19 protein-coding genes are annotated in these 16,868 nt (G+C 64.0%); 14 read left to right on the top strand and 5 right to left on the bottom strand.

Features of this window, described 5'->3' with window-relative positions; genetic code table 11:
• Positions 1–16 precede the first annotated feature (16 nt).
• Complete coding sequence (locus AC1IQ6_RS07475) at positions 17–1,165, bottom strand: sterol desaturase family protein (protein WP_102776261.1); 1,149 nt, start codon at positions 1,163–1,165, stop codon at positions 17–19.
• A 258-nt stretch (positions 1,166–1,423) separates the two neighbouring features.
• On the opposite strand from AC1IQ6_RS07475, the gene AC1IQ6_RS07470 reads away from it, so the two are divergent.
• Positions 1,424–1,648 carry an HP1242/YdcH family protein gene (locus AC1IQ6_RS07470; protein WP_102776262.1) on the top strand — a complete coding sequence of 75 codons (225 nt, stop codon included), beginning with the start codon at positions 1,424–1,426 and terminating at the stop codon, positions 1,646–1,648.
• Positions 1,649–1,729: 81 nt separating this feature from the next.
• On the opposite strand, the gene AC1IQ6_RS07465 is transcribed toward AC1IQ6_RS07470, so the two are convergent.
• Both AC1IQ6_RS07465 and AC1IQ6_RS07460 read right to left on the bottom strand, forming a co-directional pair.
• Positions 1,730–2,050, bottom strand: a complete 321-nt coding sequence (locus tag AC1IQ6_RS07465) for a hypothetical protein (protein ID WP_485866074.1) — start codon at positions 2,048–2,050, stop codon at positions 1,730–1,732.
• A gap of 117 nt (positions 2,051–2,167) precedes the next feature.
• Entirely contained in the window at positions 2,168–3,091 is a 924-nt protein-coding gene (locus AC1IQ6_RS07460) for a LysR family transcriptional regulator (protein ID WP_102776264.1), read from the bottom strand.
• A gap of 539 nt (positions 3,092–3,630) precedes the next feature.
• Between AC1IQ6_RS07460 and AC1IQ6_RS07455 the strand changes: the two genes are divergently transcribed.
• A complete protein-coding gene (locus AC1IQ6_RS07455) occupies positions 3,631–4,698 on the top strand; it encodes a porin (RefSeq protein WP_485866073.1) in 1,068 nt (355 codons plus the stop codon).
• Positions 4,699–4,834: 136 nt separating this feature from the next.
• Positions 4,835–5,440, top strand: coding sequence for a hypothetical protein (locus tag AC1IQ6_RS07450; RefSeq protein WP_246842440.1), 606 nt, complete (start codon positions 4,835–4,837; stop codon positions 5,438–5,440).
• A 17-nt stretch (positions 5,441–5,457) separates the two neighbouring features.
• Here AC1IQ6_RS07450 and AC1IQ6_RS07445 read toward each other — a convergent pair whose 3' ends face one another.
• Positions 5,458–6,462 carry a tripartite tricarboxylate transporter substrate binding protein gene (locus tag AC1IQ6_RS07445; protein WP_485866072.1) on the bottom strand — a complete coding sequence of 335 codons (1,005 nt, stop codon included), beginning with the start codon at positions 6,460–6,462 and terminating at the stop codon, positions 5,458–5,460.
• 145 nt (positions 6,463–6,607) lie between these two features.
• On the opposite strand from AC1IQ6_RS07445, the gene AC1IQ6_RS07440 reads away from it, so the two are divergent.
• The 11 genes from AC1IQ6_RS07440 to AC1IQ6_RS07390 all read left to right on the top strand — a co-directional run bounded on the left by AC1IQ6_RS07440 (position 6,608) and on the right by AC1IQ6_RS07390 (position 16,181).
• The gene (locus AC1IQ6_RS07440) at positions 6,608–7,273 is read left to right on the top strand and encodes a GntR family transcriptional regulator (protein ID WP_209165779.1); all 666 of its coding nucleotides are present in this window, start codon (positions 6,608–6,610) and stop codon (positions 7,271–7,273) included.
• 46 nt (positions 7,274–7,319) lie between these two features.
• A complete protein-coding gene (locus AC1IQ6_RS07435) occupies positions 7,320–8,234 on the top strand; it encodes a fumarylacetoacetate hydrolase family protein (RefSeq protein ID WP_485866071.1) in 915 nt (304 codons plus the stop codon).
• Positions 8,235–8,272: 38 nt separating this feature from the next.
• Positions 8,273–8,668, top strand: coding sequence for a cupin domain-containing protein (locus tag AC1IQ6_RS07430; RefSeq protein WP_102776269.1), 396 nt, complete (start codon positions 8,273–8,275; stop codon positions 8,666–8,668).
• A 40-nt stretch (positions 8,669–8,708) separates the two neighbouring features.
• On the top strand, positions 8,709–9,725 hold the full coding sequence (locus AC1IQ6_RS07425; RefSeq protein ID WP_111825598.1) for a TRAP transporter substrate-binding protein: 1,017 nt from the start codon (positions 8,709–8,711) through the stop codon (positions 9,723–9,725).
• Positions 9,726–9,791: 66 nt separating this feature from the next.
• Positions 9,792–10,304: a TRAP transporter small permease gene (locus AC1IQ6_RS07420; protein WP_479731246.1), complete on the top strand. Its 513-nt coding sequence runs from the start codon at positions 9,792–9,794 to the stop codon at positions 10,302–10,304.
• Complete coding sequence (locus AC1IQ6_RS07415) at positions 10,304–11,584, top strand: TRAP transporter large permease (RefSeq protein WP_102776272.1); 1,281 nt, start codon at positions 10,304–10,306, stop codon at positions 11,582–11,584. The genes AC1IQ6_RS07420 and AC1IQ6_RS07415 overlap by 1 nt, the downstream gene beginning before the upstream one ends.
• Before the next feature lie 19 nt (positions 11,585–11,603).
• Positions 11,604–12,386: an SDR family oxidoreductase gene (locus tag AC1IQ6_RS07410; RefSeq protein WP_485866070.1), complete on the top strand. Its 783-nt coding sequence runs from the start codon at positions 11,604–11,606 to the stop codon at positions 12,384–12,386.
• Between the two features lie 31 nt (positions 12,387–12,417).
• A complete protein-coding gene (locus AC1IQ6_RS07405) occupies positions 12,418–13,197 on the top strand; it encodes an SDR family oxidoreductase (RefSeq protein ID WP_209165780.1) in 780 nt (259 codons plus the stop codon).
• Between the two features lie 25 nt (positions 13,198–13,222).
• On the top strand, positions 13,223–13,525 hold the full coding sequence (locus AC1IQ6_RS07400; protein ID WP_485866069.1) for a Dabb family protein: 303 nt from the start codon (positions 13,223–13,225) through the stop codon (positions 13,523–13,525).
• Positions 13,526–13,974: 449 nt separating this feature from the next.
• On the top strand, positions 13,975–14,373 hold the full coding sequence (locus AC1IQ6_RS07395) for a YybH family protein (RefSeq protein WP_168202159.1): 399 nt from the start codon (positions 13,975–13,977) through the stop codon (positions 14,371–14,373).
• A 284-nt stretch (positions 14,374–14,657) separates the two neighbouring features.
• On the top strand, positions 14,658–16,181 hold the full coding sequence (locus AC1IQ6_RS07390; protein ID WP_081398509.1) for a tyrosine-type recombinase/integrase: 1,524 nt from the start codon (positions 14,658–14,660) through the stop codon (positions 16,179–16,181).
• A gap of 51 nt (positions 16,182–16,232) precedes the next feature.
• Here the strand turns inward: AC1IQ6_RS07390 and AC1IQ6_RS07385 are convergent, their stop codons facing one another.
• Positions 16,233–16,772: a JAB domain-containing protein gene (locus tag AC1IQ6_RS07385; protein WP_054505142.1), complete on the bottom strand. Its 540-nt coding sequence runs from the start codon at positions 16,770–16,772 to the stop codon at positions 16,233–16,235.
• Between the last annotated feature and the right edge of the window lie 96 nt (positions 16,773–16,868).

The following is a 16,868-nucleotide window of genomic DNA, read 5'->3' as shown; positions in this document are numbered from 1 at the left end:
GCGGCGCGCCGCTGCCCTATTTTTTACGCGCGAACGGATAGGCCTGCTGCGCCAGGAAGGTGCCCGGCATGTCGTTGTCCAGGATGCCGTAGTTCTCGGGCAGGCGATGGCGCACGCCGCGCACCGCGGTGCCGAACAGGTAGTCGATGAACGACAGGTGGGCGGCGTAGTTGCGGTCGATCGCCTCGGTGTCCGACGAATGGTGCCAATGGTGGAAGTCCGGCGTCACAATCACGTAACGCAGCCAGCCCCAGGGCAGCTTCACGTTGGAGTGGATCAGCACCGCCTGGAAGCCCACGATGATGATGTAGGCGTCCAGCACCGATTTGGAAAAGCCCAGCGCGAACAGCACGCCCAGCACCGCGACGCGGGTGATCAGCAGCTCGACCACGTGCAGCCTGGAACCGGCCAGCCAGTCCAGCGTGCGGGTGCTGTGGTGCACGGCATGGATACGCCATAGGAACGGCACCTCGTGATAGGCGCGGTGCGCGGCGTATTGCACCAGGTCCGCCACCAGCACCGCCAGGAACAGCTCGACTGCATAGGGCAGCGCGACGATCGCCTGCTGCAGCGGCTCGTAGGCGGCCCACGAAAACAGCCGGTGCACGAAGAAATTGATGCACAGCAGCACCGCCCCCACCGACAGGTGGTTGAACAGGAAGTGCTTCATGTCCACCTGCCATTCCCCGCGGAACACCGGCTGGCCGGGATACAGCGGAAACAGCTTCTCGAAAATAATGAACACGGTGCTGGACGCCAGCAGATCCAGGATGAACCAGTCCAGGCCCAGATAAGGGTGGTTGCCGGTATTGGAGCTGGTCACCACCACATTGCTGCCGCCCGCCGCAACGGCGACGCACACCAGCACGAAGGCGGAGATATTGAGCCAGCGCTGGCGCCCCAGCACGGTATTGGCCAGCGCGATCGAGCCCGCCACCAGCAGCGCGCCGAACAGCAAGGCGCGCATCGCGTCCACCGAATAAAAACTGCGCAGCTCCGGCGTGGTCAGATAGGCCGGAAAATGAAACGCCAGCACGCCCAGCACGGCAAGAATCGCCAGAAACAGCGCGATGACTCCGCTCATCATTCCCGTGCCCGGGTGGATCCGGCCGTCCCGCTTGAATAACTCGTAGACCTGCCGATAAATGGGCGCGCTCTGTTTCATTTCATTTTTATGATGACCACGGGGAGGCGAGTGTATCCCCGAGCCGCCGGCATCATGTAATCACACGTGACCAAATCGCACAGATTTCCCCCGCCTCCCCTTACGGCGGCGCCAGGCGGTTGCGGCCGATCAAGCGGCGCTTCCCGGACGGTTGACAAGCGCCTGGCGTTGGCGTGTCATGGGACCCACAACACAAGGCTCATCAGGCTCCCCAGCTCTACGCTGTACCCCTCGAACCGGTTCTTCCATGAGGCCCTTATGTTTCCTGAATACCGCCAACTCATTACCCAGTTGAAATCCGAGAACGCGCATTTCTCCGCGCTGTTCCAGCGCCACAACGATCTGGACCAGGAAATCCAGAATATAGAGGCCGGCATCAAGCCGGCCTCGGGCAATCAGGTCGAAGTGCTCAAGAAAGAGAAGCTGCAGCTCAAGGACAAGCTATACGGCATTCTGCGCGCGGCCGACCAGGGCGGTAGCTGACCGCCGCGCAATTTCGCTGCCACCAGGCATGGCCGTCGCGTATTGCCGGTTTTTCGCGCAATACGCCGCGGCCTTTGTTTTTTATTTCCGGCCGCCCTTGCCGCCGGACTCCGGCACCGAGGCGTTCACGTAGTCCCGCACCGTGCGGTCCTTGTTGAAAACCACCGTCAGTTTCTGCTGGTCGTCCATGGCGCCGTAGTCGCCATCGTAAAAATAGAACCAGGTCGCGGTCAGCAGCCCTTCGCGGTCGAAATGCTGCGAGCTCGGCGGACCATAATCGCGGACCATCTCGTCGTAGGTCGTGACGTTCAGCTGGATCGACCGCAGCCTGGCTTCGGTGATCAGATTGCTGGAACCCGTGGCGCAGCCCGCCGCCAGGGCGGCCACGCAAAGCAACGACATTCTCATTCGATTCCCTCGATATTGTTATAGCCGCGCTGCGCGGTCGGCGCGGATGCGCAAATTCTCTACTTGCCGAGGGGAAAGCTCAAGCGATATCCGTGCCCGGACCGAACGACGCTACGGTTCCACGGCCACGAAGGCCTCGCTGCCCGCCAGCCGCGACATGGCGTCGACGATGCGGCGCGACAGTTCCAGCACCAGCGGATGGCGCGGCTGGCTGGCAAGCGTGATCACGTCCAGGCTGCAGCCGATCCGCGGGACAAACGGCCTGCACGCGATTTCGGGCCCGTGGCACAGGCGGGCGTACAGGCCGTTGACGATGGACACGCCGACGCCGCAGGCGACCAGCCGGCACGCCAGCTCCATCGTGTGCGCCTCCGCCCGTATTCTCGGCACCGTGCGCCCCTGGCGCAGAACCTGGTCGACCTGCTGGCGCAGCGCGCGCTGGCGCCCCAGCAGCACCATATCGACGCCGATCAGATCGCCCGGCTCCACCTGCTGCAAAGCCTCCAGCGCGTGGCCGGCCGGCATGATGCACACGGCGTCGGTGTCCAGCCGCAATATCGTCTGCAGGCCGGCATGCTGCGTCGGCGAACGGACCAGCGCCAGATCGGCTTCGCGCCCCAGCACTGCGGCCTCGCCCGCCTCGCTGTTGCCCACTTGCATTTCCAGCGCCACGCCGCCGTGGTCGTTCAGGAAAGGCTCCACCACCGATGGCATCACGCATTGGGCCACCGAGCCGGGCAACAGCACGCGCAGCAGGCTGCGCCGCACGCCGCCCCGGCGCAATTGCCCGACGTGACGCTGCAGCGATTCCGCGTCGAGCAGCATGTTGCGCACGTCCGGCAGCAAGGCCGCGGCCTCGTTGCTCGGCAGCAGGCGTCCCTTGCGCCGCACGAACAGCGGCAGCCCCAGATCGGATTCGAACTGGCTCAACAGGCGGCTGACGGCGGGTTGCGACGCGCCCAGCCGCTGCGCCGCCGCGATGGTCGATCCGGTGGCCATGAAGGCCAGAAACGCCTCCAGCTGCTTGAAGTTCATGTCTTTCCCGGCGCGCTGGCTGAGTGCGCGCGTCCTCTTCGGATGAGCACCGGATTCTGCGGGATGTGCATAGGCTCATGCCAGACGTACATACCGTTGCCAAGCATCTGGCTTGGCTTGAACATGCCGGCACACCTAAGCGCTGTACCCCCCGCAAACCAACATTCAATGCATGAGCGCCGAGACCAAGGAACCCAAATGCCCGCTGCTTTCCCGTCGATAGTGTTGGCCGGATTTCCTGTCCTCGGCGACGCGATAGAGATGCTAGTTCCTGCGCCCGCGTGCAAGGCTGCGGCCCTGCAAGCCAGTAAGTCACCGGGCCGTCCGCAAGCGCAATATCAGCTGCGTCCTAGGCAGCACGCCCACGCAGCGCGCGCATCGCCCGTCACTCGCAGCGTGACGCAAGGCATCGCCGCAGCGATGCCCCCGCCGACCCGCTAACCCGTCCTCCGTTTCCTTTCCTCTCTCCTCCCGCGCAACACGCGGGCGGCAGGGAGACCTTTTGTCCATTGCAGCACCACACCCAAGGGGAATTCATCGTGAGAAGCAAGCAGACGCAACGCCGGTTCCTGGGCGCCGCCCTGGTCCTTTCCTCCCTTTCCTGCGTCGGCCCGCTCCAGGCCGCGGCAGCCAGCTCGGTCACGCTTTTCGGCGTCGTCGACCAGGGCCTCGTCTACGAACACAAGAACGGCCAATCCAGCCTGAAACAGAAAAGCTCGAACCAGGCCGGCTCGCGCTGGGGCCTGCGCGGCAGCGAAGACCTGGGCGACGGCTACAAGGCCACCTTTCTCCTCGAAAGCGGCTTCAATCTCACTGACGGCACCCAGGGACAAGGCCGGCTGTTCGGCCGCGGCACCCATGTCGGCCTGTCCGGCGACTTCGGCGAAATCAAGATGGGCCGCATGTCCGTTTTCGGCTCGGACTGGGGCGGTGTGGGTTCGCCCTTCGGCGGCGGCTGGGGCCAAAGCGGCAACGGCACCGTGCTGGGCAATGGCAAGGGCGACTTCGGCGAGGGCGGCCGCGTGAACAACGCCTTCTTCTATACCTCGCCCCGCATGGACGGCTGGCAGGGCGGCGTGGGCTACAGCCTCGAGGCCACGAACGGCGACGCATTCGCCACCTCCGCCCATGATCGCGTGCTGACCACCGGCCTGCGCTACGACAACGGCCCGGTCGCCCTCGCGCTGACCTATGATCGCTCCATTCCCAATCTGCAAGAGCCGAAAGAAAAGAAAGAGCAGAAGGAAGAAGAGAAGAAAAAGTTCATCAGAAAGAAGGCCTCGTCCAATATCCAGATCGCCGCGGCCTACGACTTCGAAATGTTCAAGGTTCACGCCAGCTATGGCAACCTGCGCAGGTCCAACAGCGATGAATACGGCAAGTACAAGAGCGTCCATGCCGTCATCGCCGGCGTAACGGTGCCCACCGGCAGGACCGGAAAGCTCATGGCCGTCTACCAGCATTCATCCGCGAAAATCGAGGGCTGGGCGCTGGGCTACCAGTACGATCTGTCCAAGCGCACCAACCTCTACGCTTTCCTCAACCGCGTGGACACGGCCGGGTCCCACAAGCTGCAAAGCGCGCTGGGCGTTCGCCACACCTTCTGATGCAGTCACCGCGCGTCCGGGGTATTCCCCGGGCGCGCCCGAGCCCGGCCAGGGCTTGAAACCGGGCCTTCCGATACGGCCCCCACACCAGGACACGGTATGATGGCGCCCCTCGATGATCTCCGGGCCCCCTATCGTGACGAAGTCCGCAGTGCTGCTTGCTCTGGCCGTTCTCCTGACCGGCTGCTCCCAGGAAGAACAGACGCCCTGGATGCGTCTGCAGGCCGCCGTGCCGCAATTGAAAGTCACCGCCGACACCCCCGAGGCGGCGGTGAAATCCTGGTGGCTGGTCCGCGACCAGCAGGAGCAGTACTCGTCCACGGTCTGCAAGGAACTCGGCGGGCTGTACGGTCCCATCCGCTCCGCCCGTGACGGCCTGGCCGCCGGCGAACTGCTGGCCATGCAGGCCGGCCGCGACGCCTGCGATCCGCCCAGCTATGCGCGCGACATCGTGAACGTGGAAGTCGAGTCCGCCACACGCGCGCACGTCATCGCCCAGATCCGCAATACCGAACCGCCCACCCCCGGCTATGTGCTGGACAACGACGAGCGCGGCAAGAAAGAGCGCGGCGTCCGCATGCAATACCTGCTGGAACGCGCCGACCAGGGCCAGCCCTGGAAAATCGCGCAGATCTACAGTTCGGACCGCTACTGCACCGTGGCCCCGGTGGACGGCTGGTGCCCGCTGTACGACAGCAAGAAAGGCTCGGGCAACAGCTACGTCTTCGAACTCGCTCAATAGACGGCGCCGCGCGCCGGTCAATTCACGCTGACGCCGGCCTCGCGCACCACCTTGCGCCAGATCGAGATTTCATTGACGATCTGCTCGCGAAATGCCGCCGGCGTACCGGGCGCCGCTTCTTCTCCCGTGGTCTGGAGCCGCTCGACCATGTCGACTCGCACCACCGCCGCGTTGACTGCGGCGTTGAGCCTGGCCTGGATGGCCGGCGCCACGCCCTTGGGCGCGATCAGCCCGTACCACACCGTCACGTCGTACGGCACGCCCGCTTCCCGCACCGTAGGCAGGTCCGGCGCTGACGATACGCGTTCGGGCAGTGTCACCGCCAACACCTTCAGGCGCTGGTCCTTGCGATAAGGCAGCGTGGACCCCGCGGTCGTCAGCATCGCATCGACCTGCCCCGAAACCGTATCGGTCAATGCCGGCGCCGAGCCCTTGTACGGGACGTGGGTCATGGAAATGCCCGCGGCCTTCAGAAAGGCCTCCATCGCCAGATGCGAAATCCCGCCCGTGCCGGACGAGGCGTAAGTCAGCTCGCCGGGCTTGCTCCTGGCCAGCTCGACCAGCTCGGACAGCGTGTTCGCCGGCACGCCCGGATGCACGGACACGAAGAACGGCGCGCGCGCAATCATGCCTATCGGCGTCATGTCCGCCACCGGGTCGAACGGCAACTGGTACAGGCTGGGATTGACCGAATAACTGTTGGAGATCAGCGTCAGCGTGTAGCCGTCCGGCTCCGCGCGCAGCCCCTGCTCCACCCCCAGCTTGCCGCCGGCGCCGGGGCGGTTCTCGACCACGACCGGCTGCTTCAGGTCATCGGAAAGCAACTGGCCCAGCAAACGCGCGATCCCGTCGTTGCCCCCGCCGGCCGCGAACGGCACGATCAGCTTGATCGGCTTGCTGGGGAAATCCTCGGCCTGCGCGGCCTGCAATGGGCCTGCCATCGCGGCCACCGCCAATGCGGCGCACAGCAGTTTCCTGCGCGATAAGCCGTGCCGGGCACGGATCGTGGATTGCTGGGTCATGCCTGTCTCTTCCTTGTATATGCCGCGCCTTGGAACGGGTGCCGGTCGGCGCATGAAGTATGCCCCAACCGCGTAAACCCCTATAGGCTTCTGGTGCACAACAGCACTACATTGAATACCTGAACTGATATTTGTATACAAAACGATGACTGGCATACAAAAAAAGGCAGGCTCGCAGTCCGTGTACGAGGACGTCAGCGCCCTGCTGCGGGACATGATGAAAGACATCACCGAGCCGGTGCGGGTGCGCGAGGAAGACCTGGCGAACCAGCTGGGGGTCAGCCGCACGCCCGTGCGCGAGGCGCTGATCCGCCTGGAAAGCACCGGCATGGTCCATCTGCGCCCCGGCCGCGGCGCCCTGCTGACGCCGGTGACGGACGAGGAATACATCGAGTGGCTGCAGCTGCGCGAGCAGCTGGAAGGCTTCGCCACGCGCGAGGCCGCGCTCAACGCTTCGCAGCGCGACGTGCAGCGGCTGCGCGCCCTGTTCGCGCCCTTCATCGGGCTGGAGGAAGACACGTTCGCGCCGGTGCCCTATGGCCAGGCCAATGTCGCGTTCCACAAGGAAATCATCGCGCTTGCCAACAACCGCCTGCTCGAGCGCGTCTGGGCCGCGTTCGGCCACAGGCAGACCACGTACCGGCGCCAGACCATCAAGCGCCTGCACCGCTTCAGCACTTCGCTGCGCGAGCACCTGGCCATCATCGACGCGATCGAGCGCCGCGACGCCGAGCTGGCGGAAAAGCTGGCCCGCCAGCACGTGCGCACGCTCTATGACGACTTCGTCAAGGCCTTGCAGGCCGGCGCCTAGCCCCCGCGCGCATCCAACCTTGCCTACAACCCGACCCGATTCCGAGATGAAATTTCTGACTTACGCCGTACAAGACCAACCCTGTCTGGGCATGCTGCTGGACGACGACCGCGTGCTGGACCTGACCGCGCTGCTGGCCTCGCGTCCTGACTTGGGGCTGCCCGGACCGGTGCGCAACGTCAACGACTTGATCGCCCTGGGCGACGACACCGTGGCGCGCGTGTGCGGCGCCGGCCTGCTCGACGGCGTGGACACCGCCGCGCTGCCGAGGCTGGCCGACGTGCGCGTGCTGCCGCCGCTGGCGATGGCCCGCAACGTGTTCTGCGTGGGCCGCAATTACCGCGAGCACATCATCGAGGGCAACCTGGCGCGCGGCCGCCCGGCCGACGCCTTTCCCGAAGCCATCGAGTTCTTTACCAAGGCGCCCACCGCCGTGGTCGGCCACGGCGCGGACGTCAAACGCCACGCCGGCCTGACCGACAGCCTGGACTATGAAGTCGAGCTGGCCATCGTGATCGGCCGCGCCGGCGCCGACATCCCGCGCGAGCGGGCCCTGGAGCACGTGTTCGGATACACCATCGTCAACGACGTCACCGCGCGCGACCTGCAGGCGCGCCACGGCCAGTGGTTCAAGGGCAAGAGCCTGGACACCAGCTGTCCCATGGGGCCGGTCGTGGTGCATCGCTCGGCGATTCCCGACGCCAACAATCTGACGGTGTCGCTGTCGGTCAATGGCGAAGTCCGCCAGCACGACAACACCTCGGACATGATCTTCGACGTGGCGGCCATCATCGAACAGCTGTCGGCCGGCATGACGCTGCTGCCGGGCGACGTGATCGCCACGGGCACGCCCAAGGGCGTGGGATTCGCGCTGAACCCGCCGCGCTGCCTGCAAGCCGGCGACGTGGTGTCGGCCAGCGTCGAACGCATCGGCACCTTGACCAACCGCATCGCCGCTTGATTGCCGGGCGCCCGAGCGTCCGTTTGGAGGAGAGACCCATGAACATCCCTGACACCCTGAAGCCCTATGCCACGGGCGACCTGGCCTCGCGCTACGTCAACGTCGACGAGCTGCCCTGGAAGCCCACGCCGACGCCGGGCATCGACATGAAAGTGCTGCTCGACGTGCCGGAAACCGGCTTGCTGACCGCGCTCTTTCGCTGGGCGCCGGGCACTTCCCTGCCGCTGCACGAACACGTCGAAATCGAACAGACCTATGTGCTCAGCGGCAGCATCGTCGACGACGAGGGCGAAGTGCGCGAAGGCAATTACGTCTGGCGCCCCAAAGGCAACCGCCATATCGCGCGCTCGCCGAACGGCGCGCTGGTGCTGTCGTTCTTCCTGAAACCGAACAAGTTCCTGGAAGGCGACCTGGCGGGCAAAGAACTCAAGTAATCAGACAAGACAGCCGTCCAAGGACGGGACAGGAGACACAATGAAGTTCCACTACAAGCACATTGCGGCGGGCCTGACCGCCGCCGTCATGGCCGGCCTGTCGGTGCAGGCCGCCGCCGCCGACATCCAGGAGCGCCGCGTCAAGTTCAGCTACCCGGTCAGCCGGACCAACCCGGTCGGCATGGCCACCGAGAAATTCATCGAACTGGTCGGCCAGAAGACCAATGGCAAGATCAAGGTCACCGGCTATGCCGACGCCCAGCTCGGCAACGAGATCCAGGCCATGTCCTCGGCGCAGGGCGGCATCATCGAAATGACCGTGGTCTCGACCGCGGGCGCGGCCAACAACGTGAAGGAACTGGGCATCTTCGACCTGCCCTTCCTGTTCCAGTCCGTGGAAGAGGCCGATGCCGTCATCGACGGTCCGGTCGGCAAGGAACTGCTGAACAAGTTCGCCGCCAAGAACCTCGTCGGCCTGTGCTACTGGGACTACGGTTTCCGCCAGGTGTCCAACAGCAAGCATCCCATCAACAAGGTCGAGGACTTCCAGGGCCTGAAGCTGCGCGTGCTGCAGAACCGCATCTACATCGACACCTTCAAGGCGCTGGGCGCCAATCCCCTGCCGCTGCCCTATCCTGAAACGTATACGGCGCTGGAGACCAAGGCCATCGACGGCCAGGAAAGCGCGTACCTGGTGACCAAGAGCAGCGGTTACCAGGAGATTCAGAAGTACATGACGGAAACCAACCACGTGTTCCTGCCCGCGGTGGTCATGGCCAGCAAGCGCTTCTGGGACCGCCTGAGCAAGGATGAGCGGGCCGTCATCCAGCAGTCCTGCGACGAGTCCGTCACTTACTTCCGCCAGGTCAGCCGCGACCAGGAAAAGAAAGTCGTGGGCGAACTGTCGGCGGCGGGCATGTCGATGAACAAGATCGACCCCGCCGAGAAGCAGCGCATGGTGCAGGCCACCGCCGCGGTCACCGAAAAGTACAAGACGGAGCTGGGCGCCGAACTGGTCGATCGCACCGTCGCCACGATCAACCAGACCCGCAAATAAAAACAGCGCTTGCCCGTGCAAGGAGGCGGCCGCAACGGCCGCCCTATCTCTTCAAGGACGTCGACGATGTCAAGAATCGTGCACGCCTATTTCACCCTGCTCAAAGCCGTCATCGTCATCTGCCTGGTGGCCATGGTGGTGATGGTGTTCAGCAATGTGGTGATGCGGTTTATTTTCAACTCCGGCATTCCGGTCTCCGAGGAACTGTCGCGCTGGTGTTTCGTGTGGCTGACCTTCCTGGGCGCCATCCTGGTGCTGCATGACCGTTCCCACCTGGGCGTGGACGTGGTGCTGCAGGCGCTTCCGTCCGCCGCGCGCCGGGCTTGCCTGATCGTGGCCAACCTGCTGATGCTGTACGCGACCTGGCTGATCCTGGTGGGCAGCATCGAACAGACTTCGCTGAACATGGGCGCCAGCGCGCCGGCCAGCGGCCTATCCCAGGCCTGGTTCTTCGGCGTGGGCGTGGTGTTCGCCGCCTCGACCGGGCTGATCCTGGTGTATCAGCTCTATCAAGTCTGCACGGCGCCCGCCGCCGAGTTGGGCAAGTTCATTTCCCCCCACGAGTCGGGAGCCGAATAATGACATTGGCAATTTTCGTCGCCGTGCTGCTCGTGGGCCTGGCCATCGGCCTGCCGGTGGCCTACGCGCTGATCCTCACCGGCGTGGCGCTGATGTACCAGCTGGACTTCTACGATGCGCAGATCGTGGCCCAGAACCTGCTCAACGGCGCGGACAGCTTCCCGCTGATGGCGGTGCCGTTCTTCATGCTGGCCGGCGCCGTGATGAACGCGGGCGGCCTGTCGGCCCGGATCGTGGACCTGGCGCTGGCGCTGGTGGGCCACATCAAGGGCGGCCTGGGCTACGTCACGATCCTGGCCGCCTCCATCCTGGCCAGTCTGTCGGGCTCGGCCGCGGCCGACGCCGCCGCCCTGTCGGCCCTGCTGGTGCCCATGATGATGAAAGCCGGCCACAGCCGCGCGCGCTCCAGCGGCCTGGTGGCCTCGTCCGGCATCATCGCCCTGGTCATCCCGCCTTCCATCGGCCTGGTGCTGATCGGCGTCACCGGCAACATCAGCATCACCGGCCTGTTCATGGCCGGCATCGTGCCCGGCATCATGATGGGGCTGTCGCTGTGCGTGGCCTGGTGGCTGCTGTCGCGCAAGGAACAGATCCAGCCCCTGCCGCGGGTCGACCGCAAGGTGGTCGGCAAGACCCTGGTCGAGAGCTTCTGGGCGCTGCTGCTTCCGGTCATCATCATCGTCGGCCTGCGCTTCGGCATCTTCACCCCGACCGAAGCCGGCGTGGTCGCCGCCGTCTACGCCATCTTCGTGGCCGCCTGCATCTACCGCGAACTGAGCATGCGCCAGCTGTACGAAGTGTTCCTGACTTCGGCCAAGATGACCGCCATGGTGATGTTCCTGGTGGCCGGCGCGCTGGTGTCGGGCTGGATGATCACCATCGCCGGCCTGCCCGCGCAGGTCTCCGAGATCATCAGCCCGTTCAGCGGCAGCCCCACGCTGCTGATGCTGGTCATCATCGGCCTGGTGATCGTGATCGGCATGGCGATGGACATGATCCCCATCGTGCTGATCCTGATCCCCGTGCTGCTGCCCTCGGTCACGGCCGCCGGCATCGACCCCGTCTACTTCGGCGTCGTGTTCATGCTGGCCTGCGCCATCGGCCTGATCACGCCGCCGGTCGGCGCCGTGCTCAACGTCGTGGCCGGCGTGACGGGCGTGCGCATGGTCGAACTCATCAAGGGCGTCTGGCCTTTCCTGCTGGCGCAATGCGCGACCCTGCTGCTGCTGATCCTGTTCCCGCAGCTGGTGCTGGTCCCGTATCGCTGGATCATGCACTGACACACCGAGGAGCGACGACATGGAACACCTGGACGACTTCAACGGCTGCCGCGTCATGGTGTCGGCCGGCGCCTCGGGCATCGGGCTGGCCATCGCCCGGGCCTTCCACGAGCGCGGCGCGCGCGTACACGTCTGCGACGTCTCGGAGCAGGCGCTCGCGGCGGCCGGCGCCGAACTGCCGGGCCTGGGCGTGTTTCGCGCCGACGTGGCCGCGGAAGCCGATGTCGACGCCTGGTTCGCGCACGCCCTGGCCGACCTGGGCGGACTGGACGTGCTGGTCAACAACGCCGGCATCGCCGGGCCGACCTCGGCGGTGGGCGAACTGAGCGTCGAAGACTGGGACCGCACCATGGCGGTCAACGTACGCGGCCAGTTCCTGTGCGTGCGGCGCGCCCTCGCGCCGCTGCGGCAATCCGACAGGGCCGCCATCATCAACCTCAGCTCGGTGGCGGGACGCCTGGGATATCCCATGCGCGCGCCCTACGCCGCGTCCAAGTGGGCCGTGGTCGGGCTGACCCAAAGCCTGGCCATCGAGCTGGGCGACGACGACATCACCGCCAACGCCATCCTGCCCGGCATCGTCGAAAGCGAACGCGTCAACCAGGTGGTGGCGGCGAAAGCCGGGCTGCGCGGCATCCCGGAAGCCGACATGCGCGCCGAAATCCTGCAGCACGTGTCGCTGCACCGCACCGTGCCCATGGACGACATCGCCCGCACCGCCCTGTTCCTGGCCGGCGCCGCCGGCCGCAGCATCACCGGGCAATGCATGAACATCTGCGCCGGCGTGCAGACGCTGCGCTGAACTTCGGCCCGCATGGGCCTGGGAGAACCGAGTGGACCAACAATTCCTGACCTCGACGTTCGGCCTGCAAGGCCGGACCATGCTGATCACCGGCGGCGCCTCCGGCCTGGGCCTGAACATGGCCGAAACCGCCGGCAAGGCGGGCGCGCGCATCGTCGTCAACGACGTGCGCGAGGAGGCCTGCGACCAGGCCGTGGCCGGCTTGCGCGCACTGGGCATAGACGCCCGCGGCGCGGTATTCGACGTATCCCGCGCCGCCGCGGTCGCCGACGCCGTGGCCGCGCTGGCCGCCGACGGCTGGTCGCCCGACGTGCTGGTCAGCAACGCCGGCAACCAGAACCGCGCCCCCGTGATCGAACAGGACCCCGAAGTCTGGCAATCCATCCTCAACGTCCACGTCAACGGCGCCTTCAACTGCGCACGCGCCGTGCTGCCCGCCATGATCGCCCAGGGCGGCGGACGCATCATCATCACCTCCTCGGTAGCGGCGCTGGCATGCATGCCCGGCATCGCCGCCTACTCGGCGGCCAAGGGCGCGCTGGCGGCGTTCACCCGCGCCCTGGCCGTCGAATACGGCGGCCAGGGCGTCACCTGCAACGCGCTGGCCCCCGGCTTCGTGCGCACCGGCTTCACCACCGCCCTGCAGGAACGCGAGCAGTTCAACGACTTCCTGAAAAGCCAGGTCCCGCTGGGCCGCTGGGCCGACCCCGAAGACATCTCCCCGGCCGTCATCTACCTGGCTTCGCAGGCCGGCCGCTTCGTCAACGGCCACGTGCTCGCCATCGACGGCGGGCTGCTGGCGCACCTGTGATCCCCGGCAGCAAGGAGTCGCCGCAATGTTTCTGCATATCGTGATGATGGAATTCGACGACCGCGTCGACGCCGAATTCTTCCGCACCGTCGATGAATACGTGGCCCGCATGAAGCGGGAATGCGAGGGCCTGCTGCTCTACCACTTCGGCGCCAACGTCGCGGCCCGCTCCCAGGGCTACACCCACGCCACCAGCTCGGCCTTCGTCGACGCGGCCGCCCACGACGCCTACCAGACCTGCCCGGCGCACGTGGCCATGAAGGAATACATGGGGCCACATATCAAGCGGGTGGTGGTGTATGACGGGGAGATGGGGGGTATCGGCTGAGCTTGGATGGAAGCAAAGCCAGGGTTAGGCTGCTGTGTATTCAGCGAGTAAAAGCTTACCAAGCCACGGACTTGTGGATCGCCGCCCGTATGTGGTGGCAAGGCCCTGCTTGAATTCCTGTGCGGATATTGATTCTGCCCCGCTGCGGGAGCCGCCAGTCGCGCCATAACGCAAAGGCCCCATTGCGGGGGCCTTGCACCCTAGCGTCGAAATACTAGGGAAATCAGAGTGCAGGGAGTCTTTCGGCTCCCGCACCAGCAGCCGAAGCCGTTGAGGAGATATTCTTGAGTTTTACGGTAGGTGTTCGGTCGCATCCACCATGCATACCAATATGGAGCAGCAAACGGCCGGATTTCGGACCCATTCCAATGGACGTCCCCCGTATCACGTCTTGGGTGCTACGTGAATGCTACGGCGTCTATGTCCCTATTCACGCAAAGGAGACTGAGATGCGAAATCTCGAAAAGCGGCAGATCGAAAACATCGTGCTTGATTGGGCCCGGGCCGTCAGCGCCGGCGACCGCGATGGCATTCTTGCCCGCCATGCGGATGATCTCTTGATGTTCGACTTCCCGAACACCGTGCGAGGAATAGCGGCGTACGACAAGACCTGGGACTTCTTTTACGCGAATCCCAGGGGAACGATCACCTACGCCCCGAGAGACCTGGCTATTACCGCCGGGCAGGACGTCGCCTTCGCCTGCTGTGAAGTCCATTGCGACGGAACCTCGGCCGGCCCTCTGGATTTCCGCTTGACCGTTGGACTCGAGCGGCGCAACGGCGAATGGATCATCACGCACGAACATCATTCGATGGTGACGACCGAGGAACGGTTTATTGAGCAATGAGGCGACGGCCTGGCGTCAAATGCCATCGCAGCCGTCTTGCAAAAAGGCAAAGGGTTAGCTCGCCGATGCTGAGCTAACCCTTTGATTTTATTGGTCGGGGCGGCGGGATTCGAACTCGCGACCCTCTGCTCCCAAATTAGAAACGCGCGAACGTCGGCGAACGTCAGCGAACGAATAACCAACTGATTCATAAGGCTTTATACAAATTTCCTTGTTCATCGACGTTCGCTAATGTACGCTGACAGCCGCGAAAATGTTGTCCCATATGTTGTCCCATATGGCGCATGAGGCAGAAGAATGGAGAGATTCGAGGAAATATGACGAGATACCCAAAACGCGGAAAAGGTGCGCGGTGGACCGTCAAAGAACTGGAAGCGGTACCGGCGGAATGGGTCGGTGATCACCTGGCCGATGGGGACGGCCTGACTGGGGAAATCCGCATTCAGCGCGGCACGATGGCCGTGGTGTGGCGATACGCCTATCGCATGGGCGACAAGGTAAAGAGATTCTACTGCGGCTCATGGCCGGAGCGCACACTCGACGAGATCCGCTCCGCCAGGAACAAAGCGCGGGCGGACATTAAGGCGGGCCGCAATCCGTCAGCCGTCCGCGACTTGGAAAAAGCCCAAATGCGGGAAGCTATGGCAGCTGAATCTGCCGCTGTAACCGCCGCTGAAGAAGAGGCCACGACCGACGCCCTGTCGTTCCAAGAGATGTATAAAAGCTGGCTAGAATCGGGAGTGAAGCGAGCAGATGGCAACACCGAGGTGAAGCGCATCGTTGAAAAGGACGTGCTTCCCTTGATCGGTGATACTCCCGTGCGATCAATTCGCGAGAAGGACATTGAGCGAGTGATCCGCTCGATTGTCGGCCGCGGTTGCAATCGGCTTGCCGAGGTGACCTACCAAATACTGGGCCAGATGTTCCATTGGGCAGAAAAGCGCCAACCATGGCGAAAGCTGCTTTCGGAAGGAAATCCGGTTGAGCTGGTTGAGCTCGGGGTGCTCCTGGCGGACGATTACGACCCGGATAACGCGCGCGAACGCGTTCTCCCGCCTATTGAGATTGTCGAGCTCCAGACTCGATACCGCGAGTTGGAGGAGCAGTATCTCGCTTCGGATGACAAGCGAAAGAGGAAGCCTCCATCCAAGGCGTTGCAGGCAGTTTCCTGGATCTGTTTGAGCACGCTATGCCGGATAGGGGAACTGCACCTAACCGAAATTACGCATCTCGATCTCCGAGAAGGTACGTGGTTCATTCCCAAGGCGAACGTCAAGGGCAGAAAATCACAGAAGCGGGACCACCTGGTCTTTCTGTCACCCTTCGCAGTCAAGCATTTCGAGACCCTTGTCAGCCTGGCAGGATCATCCCGCTGGCTCCTACCTTCGCGCGACAATGATGACGCGGGGGTAGACCAACCGATGTACAAGCAGGCCTTTACTAAGCAAATCAAAGATCGGCAAGCCATGTTCAACGGACAGCCCAAAGCACGCCGCGCTTCGGACAACTCCCTGGTGCTCGGCAAAGGCCATAACGGCAATTGGACGCCTCATGATTTACGGCGAACGGGGTCGACCATCATGGAATCACTGGGCATCGATCCAAACATCATCGACCGCTGCCAAAATCACGTCATTCACACGGGCAAGAACCGTGTCAGGCGGCACTACCAGCTCTACGACTACGCCGACGAGAAGCAAGCAGCATGGGCGAAGCTCGGCGACTATTTGGGAAGACTGCTGTCGGGAGCCGTGGCGCCAGCCGAGCTTCAAAAGCGGCTGACCGCCAAGCAACTACTCGCGGCGTAAAAAAAGCCGAAGACCGTTCGGTCTTCGGCTGTTGGACGCAGGCGGGCAAGCCTAGATCAAGCCCATCTTGGCCATAGAATGGCCGCTACCTGCCGCCACGATCACGTGGTCGACCAATGTCACATTGACCAGAGCCACGGCGTCCTTCAAGCGCCGCGTAACCTCAACGTCCGCCCTGCTTGGCTGCGACGAACCCGAGGGATGGTTGTGGGCAATCAAGATGGAATGCGCGTTGTGCCGAATAGCCGCCTTGACGACCTCGCGTGGATACACGCTCGTCTCAGACAGCGTGCCTCTGAACATTTCCTCGAAAGCGATCATTCTCAATTGCGCATCAAGGAACATTACGCCGAACACCTCCACGTCCGACAGCGCCAGGCGCGTCACGATATAGTCGATGGCGGCGGACGGCTTGTCCACTGGCAAGCGACTACCCAGCGCCCCCTCCAATTGCTGTGCAGCCGCACGTAGCAGCTCTTCCGGGGTTGCGGCTCGATAGAGGCCGCCCGCCTCGCATACAACCGGGGCGCCCTGGACATCCTGCGGCACCTGCCTTTCTCCTGCCCAGGCGCGACTGAAACTTAGTTGCATTGCTCTCTCCAATAGCAAGGGTTGCCTACCAACCCATTAATGATCGGTCTGAATCACACCGGGTTTTGAGGAGGCTTCATTTCTTGAGAGAATGGA

Source organism: Achromobacter sp. MUI-25009338 (assembly GCF_057359325.1).
Note: the sequence above shows the minus strand (reverse complement) of the source record. Positions and strands in the feature narration are given on the sequence as shown.